This window comes from Stenotrophomonas sp. SMYL41 (genome assembly GCF_036319965.1).
GTDB lineage: Bacteria > Pseudomonadota > Gammaproteobacteria > Xanthomonadales > Xanthomonadaceae > Stenotrophomonas > Stenotrophomonas maltophilia_R.
The window spans coordinates 1-18525 of the sequence record NZ_JAWIRX010000023.1; the positions used below are offsets into that span (position 1 = coordinate 1).

Below are 18525 nucleotides of genomic sequence, written 5' to 3' on the forward strand. Positions count from 1 at the left end.
GGATTGCGGGGACGCCGTAAACCCGTCCATGGGGGCTTGGCCGCGGCATCCATGCCGCGGACACCCCGCAATCCGACACCGCCCCGCCTTCGACAGTTTCCAGGTGACGGTTGGATTGTCCTGGGGAAAGGCATGGCGGACGGCATGGGGTCAGATCCGTTTTCCTCTGGAAAACGGATCTGACCCCGATTGATTTCGTTATCTGACAGAGATTCATCCACGCATGGCGTGGATCTACAGCAGATCGCGAGAAATCGTCGAAGGCGGGGGGGGGGGGGGGGGGGGGGGGGGGGGGGGGGGGGGGGGGGCGGCCCCCCCCCCCCGCGCGGGGGTTAGGGGGGGGCCCCGCCCCCCGCCCCCCCCCCCCCCCCCCCCCCCCCCCCCCCCCCCCCCCCCCCCCCCCCCCTACCCACGGATAGCCAGCTGTTGCTAGTGCTCCGGCTGTTGCCTTGGCTCGGAGCAGGTGCAGGGCGCAGTCCTGCCGAACACCCCCTCTGATGCTGCGCCGCAGAATGCATTCGGCTGAACCTGCATGCTCTACTTGAATCGATCTAAATTCACGGCCTCGTGGGTCGGGCGTCATTCCAGGGGGAGCTGTCTGCCAGTTGAGGCGGGGCTCAGCGGAACGGTGCCGGATGGCCCCGGCCGCCTGCCTTCGTGTCATCGACTACAGGAACCCGACATGCGTCCAGTGCCGTCCGCTCCCGCCGTCCCATTGTCTTCGCGCCCGCTGGCGCGCCTGGCCTGCCTGCTCGCACTGTCGGCGTCGCCGATGCTGCTGCAGGCCGCGCCGGCTGCGCTGGAGCGCGAGGTCAACACCTTCATCGGCAGCAAGGACGACGGCAATACGTTCCCGGGCGCGTCGGCACCGTTCGGCCTGATCCAGGTCAGCCCGATCGGCAGCCACTATTCGGGCTGGCGCTATGACGACGAGAAGATCCGCGGTTTCGGCCATTCCTTCATCTCCGGCGCCGGCTGCTGGGAGCAGGGCGGCCAGGTGTCGGTGCTGCCGGTCACGGGCTCGATCGGTCCGGGCGGCGATTTCGATACCGGCAACGCCAAGCAGTTCGATCACAAGGCCTACGCGGCGTCCTACACCCACGACGGTGAGGTCGGCCAGGCCGGCTACTACAAAGTGCGCCTGACCAGCTACGGCGGCATCGATGCCGAGGCCACCGCGCGCACCCGGGCCGCCGCCGAACGCTACACCTTCAGCCAGCGCAGTGGCGATGGCCACGTGCTGGTCAATGTCGGCCAGGCCAACGAGCGCCATTCGGTGATCGGCAGCGTGGTCGATGTGGTGGGCGACCGCGTGGTCGAAGGCAAGCTGGTCACCAAGAGTTTCTGTGGTGGCCATCAGTACACCACCTGGTTCCGCATCGAGTTCGACCGCCCGTTCAAGGCGCATGGCACCTGGGGCGAGGGCGGTGGCCTGCCGGGCGCGCGCCACAGCATGGAAGGCGAACAGAAGCCGAACGGTGCCTGGCTCAGCTTCGACCTGGCCAACGGCCAGTCGGTGACGGCGGTCAGCGCGATCTCGCACGTGGATGCCGAAGGCGCGCGCACCAACCTGCGCGCGGAAGGCATGCAGGGCGGGGCGCTGCTCGGTTTCGACCGCATGCGTGCGCTGTCGCAGCAGTCCTGGCGCGAGCAGCTGGGCCGGGTGCGTGTGCAGGGCGGTACGTCTGATGACCGCACCGTGTTCTACAGCGCGGCCTACCACGCGCTGCTGCAGCCGATGACCGGCAACGATGCCGACGGCCGCTATCGCGGCTATGACGATGGCATCCACCGCGCCGATGGCTGGACCTATTACGAGTACTTCTCGCTGTGGGATACCTACCGTGCGCAGAACCAGTGGTTGGCACTGACCCGCCCGGACGTGGCGCGCGATATTGGCCGTACCCTGCTGGCGATCGACGAGCAGGGCGGCTGGTTGCCGCGCTGGGGCTATGCCAACTTCGAGACCAACATCATGACCGGCGATCCGGTCACGCCGTTCATGGTCGACCTGTGGCGCTTCGGTGCGCTCAAGGGCCGTGAATCGCAGGCATGGGATGCGCTGCGCCGCAATGCTTTCGGCACGCCGCCGCTGAACTCGCGGATGGCGGGCCGTTCCGGCAACCCGACCTACCTGGACAAGGGCTATGTGGTCTACGACCGCGCGTTCCCGTCCAAGGGCATGGACGTCGATCCGCACCACGGTGGTTCGGCCACGCTGGAGTATGCGCTGGCCGACTGTGCGCTTTCGCAGATGGCCGATGGCCTGGGCCACGCGCAGGACGCGGCGACGCTGCGTGAGCGCGGCCGCAACTGGCGCAAGGTGTGGGACCCGCAGGTGCGTGACGCCGAGACTGGCTTCACCGGTTTCCCGCGCCCGCGTACTGAGGACGGCCAGTGGTACACGCCGGCCGATGGCCACTACAGCCCGCGCTCGCACCATGGTTTCCACGAAGGTACGGCGTGGCAGTACCAGTGGCTGGCGCAGCAGGACGTGCCGGGCCTGGTCGAAGCGATGGATGGCCGCGAACAGGCCGGCCGCCGCCTTGATGCGTTCTTCGCGATGGACGCGCTGCAGGCCGATCCGCTCAATGCCGCCCGCAAGGCGTGGGTGGTCGGGCCGTACAGCTACTACAACCAGTTCCGCTACAACCCGAACAACGAACCGGACCTGCACTCGCCGTGGCTGTACACACTGATCGGCCAGCCGTGGAAGACCGCAGCGGTGGTGCGTGCCGCGCAGCAGTTGTTCACCAATGCGCCCAACGGCGTGACCGGCAACGACGACCTCGGCACGATGTCGGCCTGGTACCTGTTCAGCGCCATCGGCGTGTACCCGGCGGTGCCCGGCAGCGGCCAATTCCTGCTGCACACGCCGCGCTTCAGCAAGGTGGAAGTGGACCTGGGCAATGGCCGCACGCTGCGCATCGACGCGCCGGGCGCCGATGGCCGACGCCTGCAGTACGTGCAGGGCGTGAAGGTCGATGGCCAGGCGCATGCGCCGGTGTGGCTGGACTGGAGCCAGCTGCAGCAGGGCCCGCGCCTGCAGTTCGCGCTCGACGCGAAGGCGCCGGAGCAGGGCTGGGGCACGGCGGTGAAGGACCTGCCGGTGTCCTGGTGCGCGGCACCGGGCAGCCAGCTGCGCTGAGCCGGACTGTGCCGTTCGCGGTGACCCAGCGAACGGCACGGCACGACACGGCCCTGATCCATTAGGCTTGAGCCTCCAGCGGAGTCCGGGAAGACGATGAACGACAACGGCAGCAGTCCCAGCAAGCGCGCCGGCAAGGCGGTGACGGTGACCGACATCGCGCGTGCGATCGGCGTGTCACGGGCCACCGTGTCGCTGGTGCTGCGCGGCAGCCCGCTGGTCAACGTCGATACCCGTGCCAAGGTCGAGGCCGAGCTGCGTCGCCAGCGCTATGTCTACAATCGCGCGGCGGCCAACCTGCGTCGTCGCACCTCGTCGAGCATCGCGCTGGTGATCAACGATCTGTCCAACCCGTTCTTCGCCGAATTCGCGTCCGGCGTGGACGAGGCGCTGGGCGGGCGCGGTTACGTGACCCTGCTCGGCAGCACCGGCGAATCGCCGGAGCGTCAGCAGGCGGTGCTGTCCACGTTGATGGAGCACACACCGGCCGGCCTGATCCTGTCGCCGGCCGAAGGCAGCGACACCACGCTGCTGCGGCAGGCGTTGGGCGCCAATGCCAACGTGCTGCTGTTCAACCGCGAACTGGAAGGGGCCGATTGGGACTTCCTCACCCTGGACAACCAGCACGGTGCCTATCTGGCCACCCGCCACCTGATCGAGCGCGGCCATCGCCAGATCGCCTTCTTCGGCGGCCACGCTGCATCGAGCTCGTGCCACCAGCGCCGTGCCGGTTTCCAGCAGGCGCTGGCCGAGGCCGGCCTGTCGCTGCCACCGGGCTGGATGATCGAATCGGCACCGAACCGCCTGGAAGCCGCGGCGCGCACCGATGAGCTGTTTGCCGACGGCCATCGCCCGAGTGCGGCGGTCTGCTACAACGACACCGTCGCGCTGGGCCTGATGCTGGGCTTGAACTCGCGCGGCATCCGCCCGGGCGGCGACTTCGCGGTTACCGGTTTCGACGATATTTCCGAGGCTGCGGTGGCGGTGCCGCCGTTGACCACGCTCACTGCCGATCCGCGCGAGCGGGGCCGGCAAGCTGCCGCGCTGTTGCTGCAACGACTGGATGAACCGGACGCGCCGCCACGGCGCACGGTCGCGCCGGTGCAGTTGCGCATCCGCGAAAGCAGTGCCGCACGACCGAACTGATTGCTTCCATATTCCCCTTCCACGCAACAACGACCTTCCGCGCATCGAGGCGCGTACCGCATGCCGATCTCCGCAACGCCCCGTGTATCGGGTTCTTCGGGCAACGCACCTGCCGTCACCAACGGCAAGGCGCTGGCCGTCGTCACCACGATCTTCTTCATGTGGGGCTTCCTGACCTGCCTCAATGACATCCTGATCCCGCACCTGAAGGCGGTGTTCGAACTGAACTACGCCAAGGCGATGCTGGTGCAGTTCACCTTCTTCGGCACCTATTTCCTGATGTCGCTGCCGGCGGGTCGGCTGGTGGCGGCGCTGGGTTACAAGAAGGGCATCGTGGCCGGCCTGGTGATCGCCGGCATCGGCGCGCTGGGCTTCTGGCCGGCGGCCGAGCTGCGCGTGTATGGCGCCTTCCTCGGCGCATTGTTCGTGCTGGCCACGGGCATTACCGTGCTGCAGGTCGCTGCGAACCCCTACGTCGCACTGCTGGGCCCGGAGCAGACCAGCTCCAGCCGCCTGACCCTGGCGCAGGCGCTGAACTCGCTGGGCACGGCCATCGCGCCGATTTTCGGTGGCATGCTGATCCTGTCCAACACGGTCAAGAGTGCCGATGACATCGCGGCGCTGCCGGCCGCCGAGCAGCTGGCCTACCGTGCCGCCGAGGCGCAGGCCGTGCAGGGCCCGTACGTGGGCCTGGCGGTGGCGCTGGTGCTGCTGGCGCTGTTCGTGTTCCTGTTCCGCCTGCCGGCGCTGAGTGATGCCACCGAGCAGGCCGACCAGGGCCACCATCACAGCTACCTGGATGCGCTGCGCAAGCGCCACCTGCTGCTGGGCGTGCTGGGCATCTTCTTCTACGTTGGCGCCGAAGTGTCGATCGGCAGCTTCCTGGTCAACTACCTGTCGATGCCGAACATCGGCGGTTTCAGTGAGCAGCAGGCCACGCATTACGTGTCGGCCTACTGGACGATGGCGATGATCGGACGCTTCGCCGGTTCGGCGCTGCTGGCGCGCTTCTCGCCCAGCCGTCTGCTGGCGATCTTCGCGCTGGTCAACGTGGGCCTGCTGGTCACGACCATGCTGAGCTCCGGCAACGTCGCGCTGTATTCGGTGGTGGCGATCGGCCTGTTCAACTCGATCATGTTCCCGACCATCTTCGCGCTGAGCATCGAGCGCCTGGGCCCGCTGACCAACAAGGGCTCCAGCCTGTTGATCATGGCCATCGTCGGCGGTGCCGTGGTGCCGTACCTGCAGGGCGTGCTGGCCGACCACATCGGTGTGCAGGCCAGCTTCCTCCTGCCGTTGCTGTGCTACGGCTACATCATTTTCTACGGACTGGTCGGCGCGCGTACGCCGGCCTCCGCAACGCAGGGAGGCTGAGTCCGGAATGGGTGCCATTGTCTGCTTCGGCGAAATTTTGATCGATCTACTAGCGCAGCCGCCGGCCTCGGCCGATACGCCGCGCGCGTTCCTGCAGTACGCCGGCGGTGCGCCGGCCAACGTCGCTGTCGCCGCCGCGCGGCTGGGTGCGAAGACCCAGTTCGTCGGCATGCTGGGCCGTGACATGTTCGGTGACTTCCTGGCCGACAGCCTGGTCGAACATGGCGTCGGCACGGATTACATCGTGCGCACCGATGCGGCGAAGACTGCGCTGGCGTTCGTTGCCCTGGACGCCAGTGGCGAGCGCAGCTTCAGTTTCTACCGCCCGCCGGCGGCTGACCTGCTGTTCCGCGACAGTGATTTCCAGGCGGAGTGCCTCGACAGCGCGCAGTGCTTCCACGTCTGCTCCAACAGCCTGACCGAGCCGGCCATCGCCGAGGCGACCTTCGCCGGCATGGACCGTGCCCGTGCGGCCGGTGCGGTGGTCAGTCTCGATCTGAATCTGCGCCCGGCACTGTGGCCCGCCGACGTCGATCCGACGCCGCGCCTGTGGCAGGCGCTGGAGCGTGCAGACCTGGTCAAGCTGTCGCGCGAGGAGCTGGACTATCTGGCAACGCCGCTGGGCGCCGATGGCGAGGCGGCGGTGCTGCGGCGCCTGCTGGCCGCGCAGGCGCGTTGGGTGATCGTCACCGACGGCGCGGCCACGCTGCACTGGTACACCCGCGACAACCACGGCACGGTCACCAGCTTCCGCGTGGCTACGGTCGACACAACGGCGGCCGGTGATGCCTTCGTCGGTGGCGTGCTGGTCGGCCTGCTGGAGCGGGGTGGGGCGGGTGCTGGTTTCGCCGCGTTCTGCCAGGACCCGGAAGCGATCACCGCCACGCTGCGCTTCGGTGCGGCGGTCGGTGCGCTGGCTGTTACCCGCAAGGGCGCGTTCGCCGCGATGCCCTCGCTCGATGAAGTGCAGCAGCTGCTGCAGGCCCAGGACATTACCGCATGAGCACCTCGCCCGATTTCCGTTCGCCCGCGTTCCTGCGCGCGCATATCGCCGACACGATGGCGTTCTACCACCCGCGCTGCATCGATCCGAACGGCGGCTTTTTCCATTATTTCCGTGACGACGGCAGCATCTACGATGCCAACCACCGCCACCTGGTGAGCAGCACCCGTTTCGTCTTCAACTATGCGATGGCCTACCGCGAGTTCGGCAATGCTGAATACCGCGAGGCCGTCGAGCACGGCGTGCGCTACCTGCGCGAGGTGCACCGCAACCCGGTCACCGGTGGCTACGCCTGGACCCTGCGCGACGGCAAGGTCGAGGACGACATGAACCACTGCTACGGCGTGGCCTTCGTGCTGCTGGCCTACAGCTGCGCGCTGAAGGCCGGCGTCGAGCAGGCCCGCGAGTGGATGGACGAGACCTGGCAGCTGCTGGAAGCGCGCTTCTGGGAGCCGCAGCACGGCCTGTACAAGGATGAAGCCGATGGCCAGTGGAACTTCACCGGCTACCGTGGTCAGAACGCCAACATGCACATGTGCGAGGCAATGCTGGCGGCCTTCGAGGCCAGTGGCGAGCAACGCTATGTCGATCGCGCGCTGCAGCTGGCCGACAACATGACCCGGCGCCAGGCCGCCAAGGCCGGTGGCCTGGTCTGGGAACATTACGATGTGAACTGGGAAATCGACTGGGACTACAACCTGGACGATCCCAAGCACCTGTTCCGCCCGTGGGGCTTCCAGCCGGGCCACCAGACCGAGTGGGCCAAGCTGCTGCTGATCCTGGATCGCCACGTGCAGGCCGACTGGCTGGTGCCGACCGCGCAGCACCTGTTCGATGTGGCGGTGGCGCGCAGCTGGGACGACGCCCGGGGCGGCCTGTACTACGGCTTCGCACCGGAATCGCGTCGGCAGCCCGGCATGGACGGCGCCCCGATCGGCGGCGACAGCTTCGTCTGCGACGACGACAAGTACTTCTGGGTGCAGGCCGAAACGCTGGCGACCGCCGCACTGATGGCCCAGCGCACCGGGGACGACCGCTACTGGCAGTGGTACGAGCGCATCTGGACGTACGCGTGGGAGCACTTCGTCGACCACCAGTACGGCGCCTGGTTCCGCATCCTCGATGCCGACAACCGCAAGTACAGCGACGAGAAGAGCCCGGCCGGCAAGGTGGATTACCACACCATGGGCGCGTGCTACGAAGTGTTGAACGTGGTGCGTTGAGGCGGGTGTCGCCACACGCATGATGAATCGGAATCGGTAGCGCCGGGCCGCGCCCGGCGGAAAAACAGGAGTATCACGTGCATCGCCTTTCCCTCGTTGTCCGTCTGCTCCTGCTGCTGGTCGCAGCCTCCGCCATCCCGGCAACTGCGGCTCCACTGCAGGCACAGTGGCAGTTCCGCATGCTGCCGGGTGATGCGCAGGGTGCTGCGCATCCGGGTCTTCAGCAATGGCGTGCGGCGAAGGTGCCGGGCAGCGTACACACCGACCTGCTGGCCCATGGGTTGATCCGCGATCCCTATGTCGGTGCGCCCGAGGCCGAGCTGCAGTGGATCGGCCTGACCGCCTGGGAGTACCGCGCCCGCTTCGACGTGGATGCGGCGACGCTGGCCAAGCCCAATGCCGAGCTGCGCTTCGATGGGCTGGACACCTATGCCGAAGTCAGCCTCAACGGCAAGCCGCTGCTGCGCGCGGACAACGCGCACCGTACCTGGCGTGCACGCGTGGAAGGGCGTCTGCGGGCGAATGGCAATGAACTGCAGATCGTGTTCCGCTCGCCGATCCGAACGCTGCTGCCAGGCGTGCAGGCAATGCCGCACAAGATCGCTGGCAATTACCCGTCGCCGTATGGCGATGAGCCGAAGGACGCGATGGTGGGCAACTTCGCGCGCAAGCCGGCCTACCACTTCGGCTGGGACTGGGGCCCGCGCTATGTCACCGCCGGGGTCTGGCGCGGGGTCGACCTGCAGGCCTGGGACGCGCACCGCCTGACCGATCTTGCCGTGCGAACCGATGCATTGAGTGCGGAGCAGGCGAAACTGGCGGTGCTGCTGCAGGTGGAGCAGGGAGCTGCTGCGGGTTCGGCCTTGGTGAATGTGGATGTGCGTGATCCGGATGGCCGCAACGTGGCCCAGGTGCAACGCACGGTGTTGCTGAAGCCCGGCCAGAACGCGGTTGAGCTGCCGGTTGAGCTGGCCACGCCGCGGCGCTGGTGGCCGGTGGGCCATGGTGCGCAGGATCGCTATACCGTGCGGGCTCGCCTGGATGATGGCGCCGACGCAGCGCTGGCGCGCGAGCAGCGCATTGGCCTGCGCACGGTCGAACTGCGCCGCGAGGAAGACCGCAAGGGCGGGCAGGGCTTTGCCTTCGTCATCAACGGCGTGGAGATCTTCGCCAAGGGCGCCAACGTCATTCCGTTCGATGCCTTCCCCGCACGCGTCGATGCCGCACGCCTGCGTCAGGTGCTGACCGCCGCGCGCGACGCCAACATGAACATGCTGCGCAACTGGGGCGGCGGCTACTACGAGGACGATGCGTTCTTTGACATCGCCGATGAGCTGGGCCTGCTGGTCTGGCAGGACTTCATGTTCGGCGGCGGCATGCAGCCAGGCTACGATCCGGCCTTCCGGGCCAGCGTGGTGGCCGAAGCACGCGACAACGTGCGCCGGCTGCGCCATCACCCCAGCATCGTGCTGTGGTGTGGCAACAACGAGGAAGAAACCGCCTGGAAGGACTGGGGCCACGGCCGCGACCTGAAGGCGGCCGACCCTGCATTCGCGGCGAAGGTCTGGCAGGGCTATGCCGACCTGTTCGGCAACGACCTGCGCCAGGTGGTGGGTGAGGAGGGGCTGGGCGTGCCGTACTGGTCCAGCTCTCCCAGCAACGACCTGGATGAAAAGGCCAACGATTCAACGCGTGGCGACAAGCACTACTGGCAGGTCTGGGGCAATCCGGCGCTGCCGGTGCAGGCCTACCTGCGCGAAACCCCGCGTTTCATGTCCGAGTACGGCCTGCAGGCGTGGCCGTCTGTGGCGACGGTGGACCAGATCGCCACCCGTGCCGAACAGCGCATCGACAGCCCGGTGATCCGCGCGCACCAGAAATTCATGGCCGGCGAGGGCAACAGCCGCCTGCTGCACTACATCGAACTGGGCTACGGCACGCCGAAGGACTTCGAGGACTTCATCTACCTGAGCCAGGTGATGCAGGCCGATGGCATCGCACTGGCGGCGTTGCATCATCGCGCCTCTCGGCCGTACACGATGGGTTCGCTGTACTGGCAGCTCAACGATGTCTGGCCGGGCGCCTCTTGGTCCAGCGTGGACTACTTCGGCCGCTGGAAGGCGCTGCACTTCGCCGCGCGGCGCTTCTTTGCGCCAGTGACGGTGGCCGCGCTGCGCGACGAGGGCCGTACGCGGGTGCGCCTGCTCAACGACGGTGCCGCACTGGATGCACGCTGGCGGCTGCGGGTGATGGACGTGGAAGGGAAGGTGCTGCGCCGTCGCGAGGAAGCGGTGACGCTGGCGGCGGCGGGTGTCACCTCGATCGGTGATTTCCGCGATGCCGAATTGTTGGCCGGTGCCGATCCCAAGCGTACGGTGGCGGTGTTCGAACTTCTGCAGGATGGCAGGGTGAGTGCACGCCAGGTGGTCGGGTTCGTCGAGGCCAAAGACCAGCAGCTGCCGAGGCAGGCGTTGAGGAGCACGCTGTCCATCGAAGGCGACCACTACCGTCTGCGCCTGGAAAGCGCGGCGTATGTGCGCGCGACGTGGATCGATTTCGGCGCGCTGGATGTGCAGGTCGGAGACAACCTGCTGGACCTGCTGCCGGGCGAAACCCGCGATATCGAAGTGCGCGGCCCGGTGGATCTGGTTACCCTGCGCGAAGCGCTGAAGGTGAAGACCCTCAACGACCGTTGAGCAAAAAAGGGGACGGAGGGGATTAAGTCGTTTGTGGCCCATGTGTGCCACAAACGACTTAATCCCCTCCGTCCCCTTTTTCTTGCTTACAGCTGGATCTGCTGGAAATTCTCGACCCGCTCGTGGCCGTTGGCGGCCTGGCCGGTACGCGGCATCGGGTAGTCGTCCAAGCGATCGATCAGCCGGGTCTGCAGCCCGGCTTCGCGGGCCGCATCCAGCTCCTCGACCACATCGGACAGGAACAGGATCTCGCCGGCCGGTACGCCGATCGCCTGCACGATGCGGCGGTAGCTGTCGGCCTCGCGCTTGCCACCGATCTCGGTATCGAACCAGCCCGACACCAGCGGGCTGAGGTCTCCGGCGTCGCTGAAGCCGAAGAACAGCTTCTGCGCCGGTACCGAACCGGAGGAGTACACGTACAGCGGCAGGCCGGAAGCGTGCCAGCCCTTCAGCACAGGCGCCACTTCCGGATAGAAGTGCGCGGTGTAGTCGCCGCGTCGGTAACCTTCGTCCCAGATCAGCCCCTGCAGCGCCTTCAGTGCGGTGTGCTTGCGGTCCTGGTCGATCCAGCCCTGCAGCGTCTCGGCCACCAGGCTGTCCTGGCAGGCGCCACCGATCTCGGTGGCCACCGCATCCAGCCAGCGGCGGACGTCCGGCTGCTGGCCGTGCTCGGCGACGAACGCGGGCAACGCCTTGCGCGCATAAGGGAATAGCACGTTCTTGACGAACGAGATGCTGCTGGTGGTGCCTTCGATGTCGGTCAGGATGACGCGGGGCTGCATGGATCAGGACGCCTGGGTAGGTACGTAACGGGGGAATTTCTGCGCAATGTCGGTGCCGGTGAAGTGACCGACCCAGCCATCCGGCTCGGTGAAGAAGCGGATTGCCACGAAGCTCGGCTCGTCGCCCATGTCGAACCAGTGAGTGGTGCCATCGGGCACGGCGATCAGGTCGTCCTTCACGCACTCGATCTCATAGACCTTGTCACCCACGTGCAGGGTGAACAGGCCGGAGCCTGCGACGAAGAAGCGCACCTCGTCTTCCTTGTGGAAGTGCTCGTCGAGGAACTTCTTGCGCAGCTCGGCGCGGTTCGGGTTGTCCGGGGCGATCGAGGCCACGTCCACGCTCTTGAAGCCGCGCTCGGCAACCAGGCGGTCGATATCGGCGCGGTAGGCGGCGAACACTTCATCCTGGCTGGCGCCCGGTGCGACCGGTGCGGTGGCCTGCCAGCGCTCGAAGGTGACGCCGATCTTCTGCAGCTCGGCGGCAATGATCGCGCCATCCTGGGTGTCCAGCAGCGGCGATTCGGGGCGGGTGTCGTCGTAGATGCGCAGTCGGCTCATGGCGGCAGCTTGAACGTCTCGGGGGAAGACAGGGTAGCAGGGTGGAGGCAGGGCGCAGATTCCGGATCGGCATCTGCGTTGCGGGTTCAGCCGCGGAGCTTGCGCAGTTCCAGTTCGCAATGCAGCAGGAACTCGAACGCTTCCAGGTGGCGGCGCGCCTCGGCCATGTCGCGGCCCCAGGCGTACAGGCCATGGCCGTCGATCAGGTAGCCCCACAGGTTCTGCCGGTCGAGCAGGTCATCGACCTGCTTGGAAAGCACGTTCATGTCCTGGGTGTTGGCGAACACCGGCACGTCGATGGCCATCTCATGGGTGCTGTTGCCGGCGAAGGCCTTCAGCAGCTCATAGCCTTCCAGGCGGATGTGGCCCTGCGGCGCGTACAGGCGCGAGGCGACGGTCTGCACCGGCGAATGGGTATGCAGCACGCAGCCGATCTCCGGGAAGCGGCGATACAGCTGGGTGTGCAGCAGTGTCTCGGCGGACGGGCGCAGCGGGCGGCCGACGGCCAGGCCGTCGAAGTCCACGACCATGATGTCGTCCTCGATCAGGCGGCCCTTGTCCTTGCCGGAGACGGTGATCGCGGCGTGGCGGTCGTCCAGGCGGTGGGAGAAGTTGCTGCTGGTGGCCGGGGTCCAGCCGGCGTGGGCCAGTTCGCGGACGTTGTCGATCAGCAGCTGGGCCAGTTCGCTCAGGCGCGCGGTGTCGTAGGGGAAGGTGGGGGTGTCCATGGTCGCCATTTTACGTGATCCGGCCCATGGCTGGGCCTGCGGCGTGGTGCCGGGCTGCTGCGCTGGAAACGCGATGCGGTGTGTCGGCAGCCGGTGGACTGCGTTTGGATCGTGGCAGGCACAGCGCAGGCTGAATGGGGGAGTCCGTGCTCGCGCTGGAACCGGTTCCTGTCGTGGACAGCCCTTGTGCGGCGACACACCATCGGGTTGCCGCAGGAGTTCCGGCGAGCACCAAGGAAAGGAGTACTTCGATGATCACGCGCGCGATGGGGATGATGGGGGTGATCGGTGCCATGCTGGCCAGCAGCGGCTGTGCGATGGAATGGGTGAAGATGGATGCCAGTGCGGGGCCATTCGGTCCCGCCCACTCCAGTTGCATGGCGCGGGCCGGCGATCACTGGCCGGTGAGGAACGAGGTGGCAACGCGCACTGTCTACGAGGACCGCAAGGTGCCCTGCAGGCTCGATGAAGTCTGCACGATCGACGGCAAGTACAACCTCGTGCCGATGCCGAAAGAGGAGAGTTACATCGTGGACGTCAATGCGTCCGACCGCAGCAGCGAGTTCAGGGCCTGCATGGCCGGTGCCGGCTGGCAACAGGAACTCATCTGGTTCAATCGCCGCTAGGCGAGGCGCGCAGCCTGCACCAGCGGGCTGCGTGGCAGGGCCACCAGGGCCCTGCCACGCTTGTTTTACTTCGTGCGCAGGCGGCTGTGCCTGAAGCCGTAGCAGAAATAGATCACGAAGCCGACGAACGTCCACACACCCATCAGCATCCAGTTGTGCAGCGTCATCGCCGACAGCAGCGCCAGGCAGCTCAGCACGCCCAAGCTGCAGATCAGCCACGCCATCGGCATGCGGAACGGACGCGGCAGGTCCGGCTGGGTGCGGCGCAGGATCAGCACGCCCGCGCACACCGCCGCGAACGCGATCAGCGTGCCCATCGAGGTCAGCTCGCCCAGGATGTCCAGCGGGAACAGCGCCGCCAGCAGCGCGATGCCGATGCCGGTGATCACGGTGTTGATGTGCGGGGTGCGGTACTTCGGGTGGATCCTGGTGAACACCGGCGGCAGCAGGCCGTCGCGCCCCATGATCATGAAGATGCGCGGCTGGCCGATGATCATCACCAGCACCACCGAAGACAGGCCGACCAGCGCGCCGACCTCGACCACCCAGCGCAGCCAGTCCAGCTGCGGATGCGCCGCCACGGCAGTCACCACCGGCTCGTCGGTGCCCAGCAGCTGGAACGGCACCAGGCCGGTCATCACTGCGGCCATTGCGATATACAGCACGGTGCAGATCACCAGCGACAGCATCATGCCGATCGGCATGTCGCGCTGCGGGTTCTTCGATTCCTGCGCGGCCACCGACACCGCCTCGAAGCCGATGTAAGCGAAGAACACCATCGCCGCGCCACGCAGCACGCCTTCCATGCCGTACTTTCCGGGGCCTTCGTTGGCGGGAATGAACGGGGTCCAGTTGCTGGTATCCACGTACTTCCAGCCGACCACGATGACCAGCACGATCAGGCCGGTCTTCAGCACGACCATCGCCATGTTCATCGCCGAGGACTTGCTGATGCCGACGTAGCACAGCCAGGTCAGCAGCAGCACCAGCGCAGCGGCTGGCAGGTTGGCGATCGCACCGGTCGGGCGCAGCTGCGCGTCGAGTGGCGCGCTGACCAGCGTCGCCGGTAGATGGATGTCAAACTGGCTGAGCAGGCTGAGGAAATAGCCGGTCCAGCTGACCGCCACGGCGGATGCGGAGACGCCGTATTCCAGCACCAGCATCCAGCCGATGAACCAGGCCGAGAGCTCGCCGAAGGTGGCATAGGTATAGGTGTAGGCGCTGCCGGAGACCGGCACCATCGAGGCGAACTCGGCGTAGGCCAGCGCGCAGAAGGCGCAGCAGACCGCCGCCAGCACGAACGACAGCATGATGGCCGGGCCGGCGTGGTTGGCGGCGGCCTGGCCGGTGATGACGAAAATGCCGCCGCCGATCACGGCGCCGATGCCGAGGGCGGTCAGCCCCCAGGGGCCGAGGTGGCGGCGCAGGCTCAGGCCGTTGGCGTCTTCATGGGCGGCATGCGGGTGCTTGGTGGCCCACAGTTGCTTGAACATGTGTGGTGGTCTTGTCGAAGCGCGCCGCTATGGGCGCGCGGGGAAAACGGACGGGCCGGCGCGAGGCCGGCCCGTAGGCGGATCAGGGCGACTTGGCCAGCTTGCTGTTGCGGATGCCGTAGCCCAGGTAGATCAGCAGGCCGAGCAGCGTCCAGCCGACGAACAGGTGCCAGTGCACCACAAATGCCTGCCAGAACAGGAACAGGCAGGTGGCCGCGCCCAGTGGGCAGATGATCCAGACCATCGGCACGCGGAACGGGCGATGCAGGCCCGGCTTGGAATAGCGCAGCACCAGCACGCCGATGCAGACCGTGGCGAAGGCCAGCAGGGTGCCCATCGAGACCAGTTCGCCCAGCACGTTCAGCGGCACCAGGCCGGCCAGCGCGGCGGCGATCACGCCGACAACGATCGTGGCGACATACGGGGTGCGGAAGCGGGCGTGGACCTTGCCAAAGAACTTCGGCAGCAGGCCGTCGCGGGAAATGGTGTAGGCGATGCGGGTCTGGCCCATCATCATCACCAGCACCACCGAGGACAGGCCGGCGATGGCACCAATCTCCACGAACGTCTTCAGCCAGGACAGGGTCGGGTAGGGCTCCAGCGCAGTGGCCACCGGCTTGTCGGTGCCCAGCAGGTGGTACGGCATCATGCCGGTCAGCACGGCACAGACGATGATGTAGACGAGGGTGCACACAGCCAGCGAGCCGAGCAGGCCGATCGGCATGTTGCGCTGTGGGTCCTTGGTCTCGCCGGCGGCGGTGGAGACCGCATCGAAGCCGATGTAGGCGAAGAACACGATGGTGGCCGCGCGGAACACGCCGCTCCAGCCGAACTCACCAGGCACGCCGGTATTTTCCGGGATGAACGGCTGCCAGTTGCCCGGGTCGATGTGGGCTGCGCCGATGCCGATGAACAGGCAGATGACGGTGACCTTGATCGCCACGATGATCGCGTTGACGAAGGCCGACTGGGTCACGCCCACGTATAGCAGGCCCGATACCGCCGCCACGATCAGTACCGCCGGCAGGTTGAACAGCTTGCCCGAGGCGGTGAACTCGCTGCCGGTCCAGGCGATGGGAGCGGCACTGAGCGCATCCGGGAACGGCATGTGCAGGGTGGTGGTGATGAAGCTGATCAGATAGGCCGACCAGCCCACGGCGACCGAGGCCGAGGCGAACAGGTACTCCAGCACCAGGCACCAGCCGATGAACCAGGCCATGCCCTCGCCGAGGGTGGCGTAGGAGTAGGAATAGGCACTGCCTGAAACCGGCATCATCGCCGCGAACTCGGCATAGCACAGGCCCGCGAGGGCGCAGGCGAAGCCGGCGATCACGAACGACAGCATGACGGCCGGTCCGGCATGGTTGGCCGCGGCCTGGCCGGTCAGCACGAAGATGCCTGCGCCGATCACCGCACCCACGCCAAGCAGGATGAGGTGTTTAGCCGTGAGGGTCCGTTTCAACGTGGCTTCGCCGTCCAGGCTGCCTTCGATGGGTTCGCCAGCATCGACGTGCCCGGCCGGTTCAACCGGCTTGACCCTCAACAGAGCTTTCAGCATGCAGTACTTCCTAGTGATCGGATTGGGTGGGCCGCCGATACGTTGCCGGCAACCCTGGAATGGTGAAGGCCGCGCGAACGGCCCGCTGTACCTTAGCCAAAGCTGAAGCCAACGCACAAGCGCAATCGCAACAATGAACGGCGATAATGAGCAGTATTTTTCCAGACCGCCCCCATTCATGCGCCAGACCGCCGAAACCCTTGCCGTGCTTGATGATCGCCTGCGTGGCCTGCTGCGGGACTATGCCCGCCGCGAACCTGCCCACGACGCACTGGCTGCCGAATTCGGCACATTGTTGGATGCTCCGGAAGATCCGTTCCGCCGCGAACGACTGGCCGGCCACTTCACCGCCAGCTGCTGGCTGGTCAGCGCCGATGGCCAGCGCCTGCTGCTGACCCATCACCGCAAGCTGCAGCGCTGGCTGCAGCTGGGCGGCCACGCCGACGGCGACCGGGACCTGGCCCAGGTGGCGCTGAAGGAGGCCGAAGAAGAATCGGGGCTGAGCGGCCTGGTGTTGGAAGATCCGGCCATCTTCGATCTGGACAAGCACTGGATTCCGGAGCGCAAGGACGTGCCGGGGCACTGGCACTACGACGTGCGTTTCGTGATCCGCGCGCTGGGTGGCGAAGCCTTCGTGCTCAGCGAGGAGTCACTTGACCTGGCCTGGCGGCCGGTGACCGAGGTCGCGGCCGATCCGGAATCTGACGAATCCATGCAGCGCATGGCCCGTCGCTGGCTGGCACGTTGAGGGAAAAGGAGACGGAGGGGATTAAGTCGTTTATGCCGCATGTGCCGCAAACGACTTAATCCCCTCCGTCCCCTTTTTTCAGTACAGGATGCGCGTGCGCAGCGTGCCCGGAATTGCGGCCAGCTCGTCGCGCACCGCAGCAGCCTGTTCCTCGCTGGCGGTGATGTCGATCACCACGTAGCCCACCTTCGGGTCGGTGCGCAGGAACTGGCCGTCGATGTTGACGTTGTGGCGCGAGAAGATCTCGTTGACCTTGGACAGCACGCCCGGCACGTTCTGGTGGATGTGCAGCAGGCGCAGGCTGTCGGCATGCTCGGGCAGGGTCACTTCCGGGAAGTTGACCGCCGACAGGGTGCTGCCGTTGTCGCTGTAGCGCACCAGCTTGGCCGCCACTTCCACGCCGATGTTGTCCTGCGCTTCCAGCGTGCTGCCGCCGACGTGCGGGGTCAGGATCACGTTGTCGTGGCGGGTCAGTGGCGATTCGAAGATATCGCCGTTGCCCTTCGGCTCGACCGGGAACACGTCCAGCGCGGCGCCACCGACGTGGCCGCTGGCCAGGGCCGCGTCCAGTGCATCGATGTCGACCACGGTGCCGCGCGCGGCATTGATCAGGTGCGCGCCCTTGCGCATCTTCGCCAGCTCGGTGCTGCCGATCATCCACTGCGTGGACGGGGTTTCCGGCACGTGCAGGGTGACGATGTCGGCGCGCGCCAGCAGGTCGTCCAGGCTGGCCGCTGCACGGGCATTGCCGAGTGCCAGCTTGGTTTCCACGTCGTGGAAGATCACCTGCATGCCCAGCGATTCGGCCAGCACGCCGACCTGGGTGCCGATGTGGCCGTAACCTATGATGCCCAGCGTCTTGCCGCGCACTTCATGGCTGCCGCTGGCCGACTTGGACCAGCCGCCGCGATGGCATTCGGCGTTTTTCTGCGGGATGCCACGGGTCAGCATGATCGCCTCGGCGATCACCAGTTCGGCCACGCTGCGGGTGTTGGAGTAGGGCGCGTTGAACACCGGAATGCCGGCCAGTTCGGCCGCGTCCAGGTCGACCTGGTTGGTGCCGATGCAGAAGCAGCCCACCGCAATCAGGCGCTTGGCCTCGGCCAGCACTTCGGCACTGAGCTGGGTGCGCGAGCGGATGCCGACGATGTGCGCCTCGGCGATGCGCGCCTTCAGTTCGTCCTCGGGCAGCGCCTTGGTGTGCGCTTCGATCTGGCTGTAGCCAGCGGCGCTGAACACCTCCACGGCGGTCTGGCTGACCCCCTCCAGCAACAGCACGCGGATATCCTGCTTCGGGAACGAGGTCTTCTTCGGCGACATGGGGCAGCACGGCCAGTGGGACAGGGGCTGACCACTATGCCAGATCATGCCGCCCATGGTGCAGTGCGCAATTGGTTGCATCCGTAGCTATCTGGGCCGCTGCAGGGCTGGACGCTGGC

General features: G+C 66.7%; 13 protein-coding genes and 1 pseudogene. 8 read left to right on the forward strand and 6 right to left on the reverse strand.

The features are described from left to right. Nucleotides 1–808 precede the first annotated feature (808 nt). The 6 genes and pseudogenes from V3B30_RS20140 to V3B30_RS20165 all read left to right on the forward strand — a co-directional run. Nucleotides 809–3148, forward strand: a pseudogene (locus V3B30_RS20140) (GH92 family glycosyl hydrolase); the annotation flags it as partial. 96 nt (nucleotides 3149–3244) lie between these two features. Beyond that, nucleotides 3245–4294 (forward strand): LacI family DNA-binding transcriptional regulator, encoded by a 1050-nt coding sequence (locus V3B30_RS20145; protein WP_057499695.1) that lies wholly within the window; start codon nucleotides 3245–3247, stop codon nucleotides 4292–4294. Nucleotides 4295–4354: 60 nt separating this feature from the next. Next, nucleotides 4355–5668: an L-fucose:H+ symporter permease gene (fucP, locus tag V3B30_RS20150; protein WP_262083115.1), complete on the forward strand. Its 1314-nt coding sequence runs from the start codon at nucleotides 4355–4357 to the stop codon at nucleotides 5666–5668. Between the two features lie 7 nt (nucleotides 5669–5675). Next, the gene (locus tag V3B30_RS20155; RefSeq protein ID WP_262083116.1) at nucleotides 5676–6671 is read left to right on the forward strand and encodes a carbohydrate kinase; all 996 of its coding nucleotides are present in this window, start codon (nucleotides 5676–5678) and stop codon (nucleotides 6669–6671) included. Next, nucleotides 6668–7894 carry an AGE family epimerase/isomerase gene (locus V3B30_RS20160; RefSeq protein WP_262083117.1) on the forward strand — a complete coding sequence of 409 codons (1227 nt, stop codon included), beginning with the start codon at nucleotides 6668–6670 and terminating at the stop codon, nucleotides 7892–7894. The genes V3B30_RS20155 and V3B30_RS20160 overlap by 4 nt, the downstream gene beginning before the upstream one ends. A gap of 77 nt (nucleotides 7895–7971) precedes the next feature. After that, nucleotides 7972–10590 (forward strand): glycoside hydrolase family 2 protein, encoded by a 2619-nt coding sequence (locus tag V3B30_RS20165; RefSeq protein ID WP_329809769.1) that lies wholly within the window; start codon nucleotides 7972–7974, stop codon nucleotides 10588–10590. Between the two features lie 86 nt (nucleotides 10591–10676). On the opposite strand, the gene mtnC is transcribed toward V3B30_RS20165, so the two are convergent. The 3 genes from mtnC to V3B30_RS20180 form a co-directional block, all read right to left on the reverse strand. Next, nucleotides 10677–11372, reverse strand: a complete 696-nt coding sequence (mtnC, locus tag V3B30_RS20170) for an acireductone synthase (protein ID WP_329809770.1) — start codon at nucleotides 11370–11372, stop codon at nucleotides 10677–10679. A gap of 3 nt (nucleotides 11373–11375) precedes the next feature. Then, nucleotides 11376–11933, reverse strand: coding sequence for an acireductone dioxygenase (locus V3B30_RS20175; RefSeq protein ID WP_053511800.1), 558 nt, complete (start codon nucleotides 11931–11933; stop codon nucleotides 11376–11378). A gap of 86 nt (nucleotides 11934–12019) precedes the next feature. Further along, nucleotides 12020–12661, reverse strand: coding sequence for a methylthioribulose 1-phosphate dehydratase (locus V3B30_RS20180; RefSeq protein WP_262083453.1), 642 nt, complete (start codon nucleotides 12659–12661; stop codon nucleotides 12020–12022). Between the two features lie 251 nt (nucleotides 12662–12912). On the opposite strand from V3B30_RS20180, the gene V3B30_RS20185 reads away from it, so the two are divergent. Further along, nucleotides 12913–13287: a hypothetical protein gene (locus V3B30_RS20185; protein WP_262083454.1), complete on the forward strand. Its 375-nt coding sequence runs from the start codon at nucleotides 12913–12915 to the stop codon at nucleotides 13285–13287. 65 nt (nucleotides 13288–13352) lie between these two features. Here the strand turns inward: V3B30_RS20185 and V3B30_RS20190 are convergent, their stop codons facing one another. Together V3B30_RS20190 and V3B30_RS20195 are read right to left on the reverse strand one after the other, a co-directional pair. After that, nucleotides 13353–14780 (reverse strand): amino acid permease, encoded by a 1428-nt coding sequence (locus V3B30_RS20190; protein ID WP_262083455.1) that lies wholly within the window; start codon nucleotides 14778–14780, stop codon nucleotides 13353–13355. Between the two features lie 82 nt (nucleotides 14781–14862). Continuing rightward, nucleotides 14863–16338 carry an amino acid permease gene (locus V3B30_RS20195; protein ID WP_262083456.1) on the reverse strand — a complete coding sequence of 492 codons (1476 nt, stop codon included), beginning with the start codon at nucleotides 16336–16338 and terminating at the stop codon, nucleotides 14863–14865. A gap of 133 nt (nucleotides 16339–16471) precedes the next feature. Between V3B30_RS20195 and V3B30_RS20200 the strand changes: the two genes are divergently transcribed. Next, complete coding sequence (locus V3B30_RS20200) at nucleotides 16472–17086, forward strand: NUDIX hydrolase (protein WP_262083457.1); 615 nt, start codon at nucleotides 16472–16474, stop codon at nucleotides 17084–17086. A gap of 78 nt (nucleotides 17087–17164) precedes the next feature. On the opposite strand, the gene serA is transcribed toward V3B30_RS20200, so the two are convergent. Further along, nucleotides 17165–18406 carry a phosphoglycerate dehydrogenase gene (gene serA / locus V3B30_RS20205; RefSeq protein WP_014037034.1) on the reverse strand — a complete coding sequence of 414 codons (1242 nt, stop codon included), beginning with the start codon at nucleotides 18404–18406 and terminating at the stop codon, nucleotides 17165–17167. Nucleotides 18407–18525 lie beyond the last annotated feature (119 nt).

Excerpts from the sequence above, each read along its gene's own strand:
- V3B30_RS20190 (WP_262083455.1), bottom strand. The coding sequence starts at position 14,780 with ATGTTCAAGCAACTGTGGGCCACCAAGCACCCGCATGCCGCCCATGAA.
- V3B30_RS20180 (WP_262083453.1), bottom strand. The coding sequence starts at position 12,661 with ATGGACACCCCCACCTTCCCCTACGACACCGCGCGCCTGAGCGAACTG.
- V3B30_RS20145 (WP_057499695.1), top strand. The coding sequence starts at position 3,245 with ATGAACGACAACGGCAGCAGTCCCAGCAAGCGCGCCGGCAAGGCGGTG.
- V3B30_RS20200 (WP_262083457.1), top strand. The coding sequence starts at position 16,472 with ATGAACGGCGATAATGAGCAGTATTTTTCCAGACCGCCCCCATTCATG.
- V3B30_RS20175 (WP_053511800.1), bottom strand. The coding sequence starts at position 11,933 with ATGAGCCGACTGCGCATCTACGACGACACCCGCCCCGAATCGCCGCTG.
- mtnC (WP_329809770.1), bottom strand. The coding sequence starts at position 11,372 with ATGCAGCCCCGCGTCATCCTGACCGACATCGAAGGCACCACCAGCAGC.
- V3B30_RS20195 (WP_262083456.1), bottom strand. The coding sequence starts at position 16,338 with ATGCTGAAAGCTCTGTTGAGGGTCAAGCCGGTTGAACCGGCCGGGCAC.
- fucP (WP_262083115.1), top strand. The coding sequence starts at position 4,355 with ATGCCGATCTCCGCAACGCCCCGTGTATCGGGTTCTTCGGGCAACGCA.
- V3B30_RS20155 (WP_262083116.1), top strand. The coding sequence starts at position 5,676 with ATGGGTGCCATTGTCTGCTTCGGCGAAATTTTGATCGATCTACTAGCG.
- serA (WP_014037034.1), bottom strand. The coding sequence starts at position 18,406 with ATGTCGCCGAAGAAGACCTCGTTCCCGAAGCAGGATATCCGCGTGCTG.
- V3B30_RS20160 (WP_262083117.1), top strand. The coding sequence starts at position 6,668 with ATGAGCACCTCGCCCGATTTCCGTTCGCCCGCGTTCCTGCGCGCGCAT.
- V3B30_RS20185 (WP_262083454.1), top strand. The coding sequence starts at position 12,913 with ATGATCACGCGCGCGATGGGGATGATGGGGGTGATCGGTGCCATGCTG.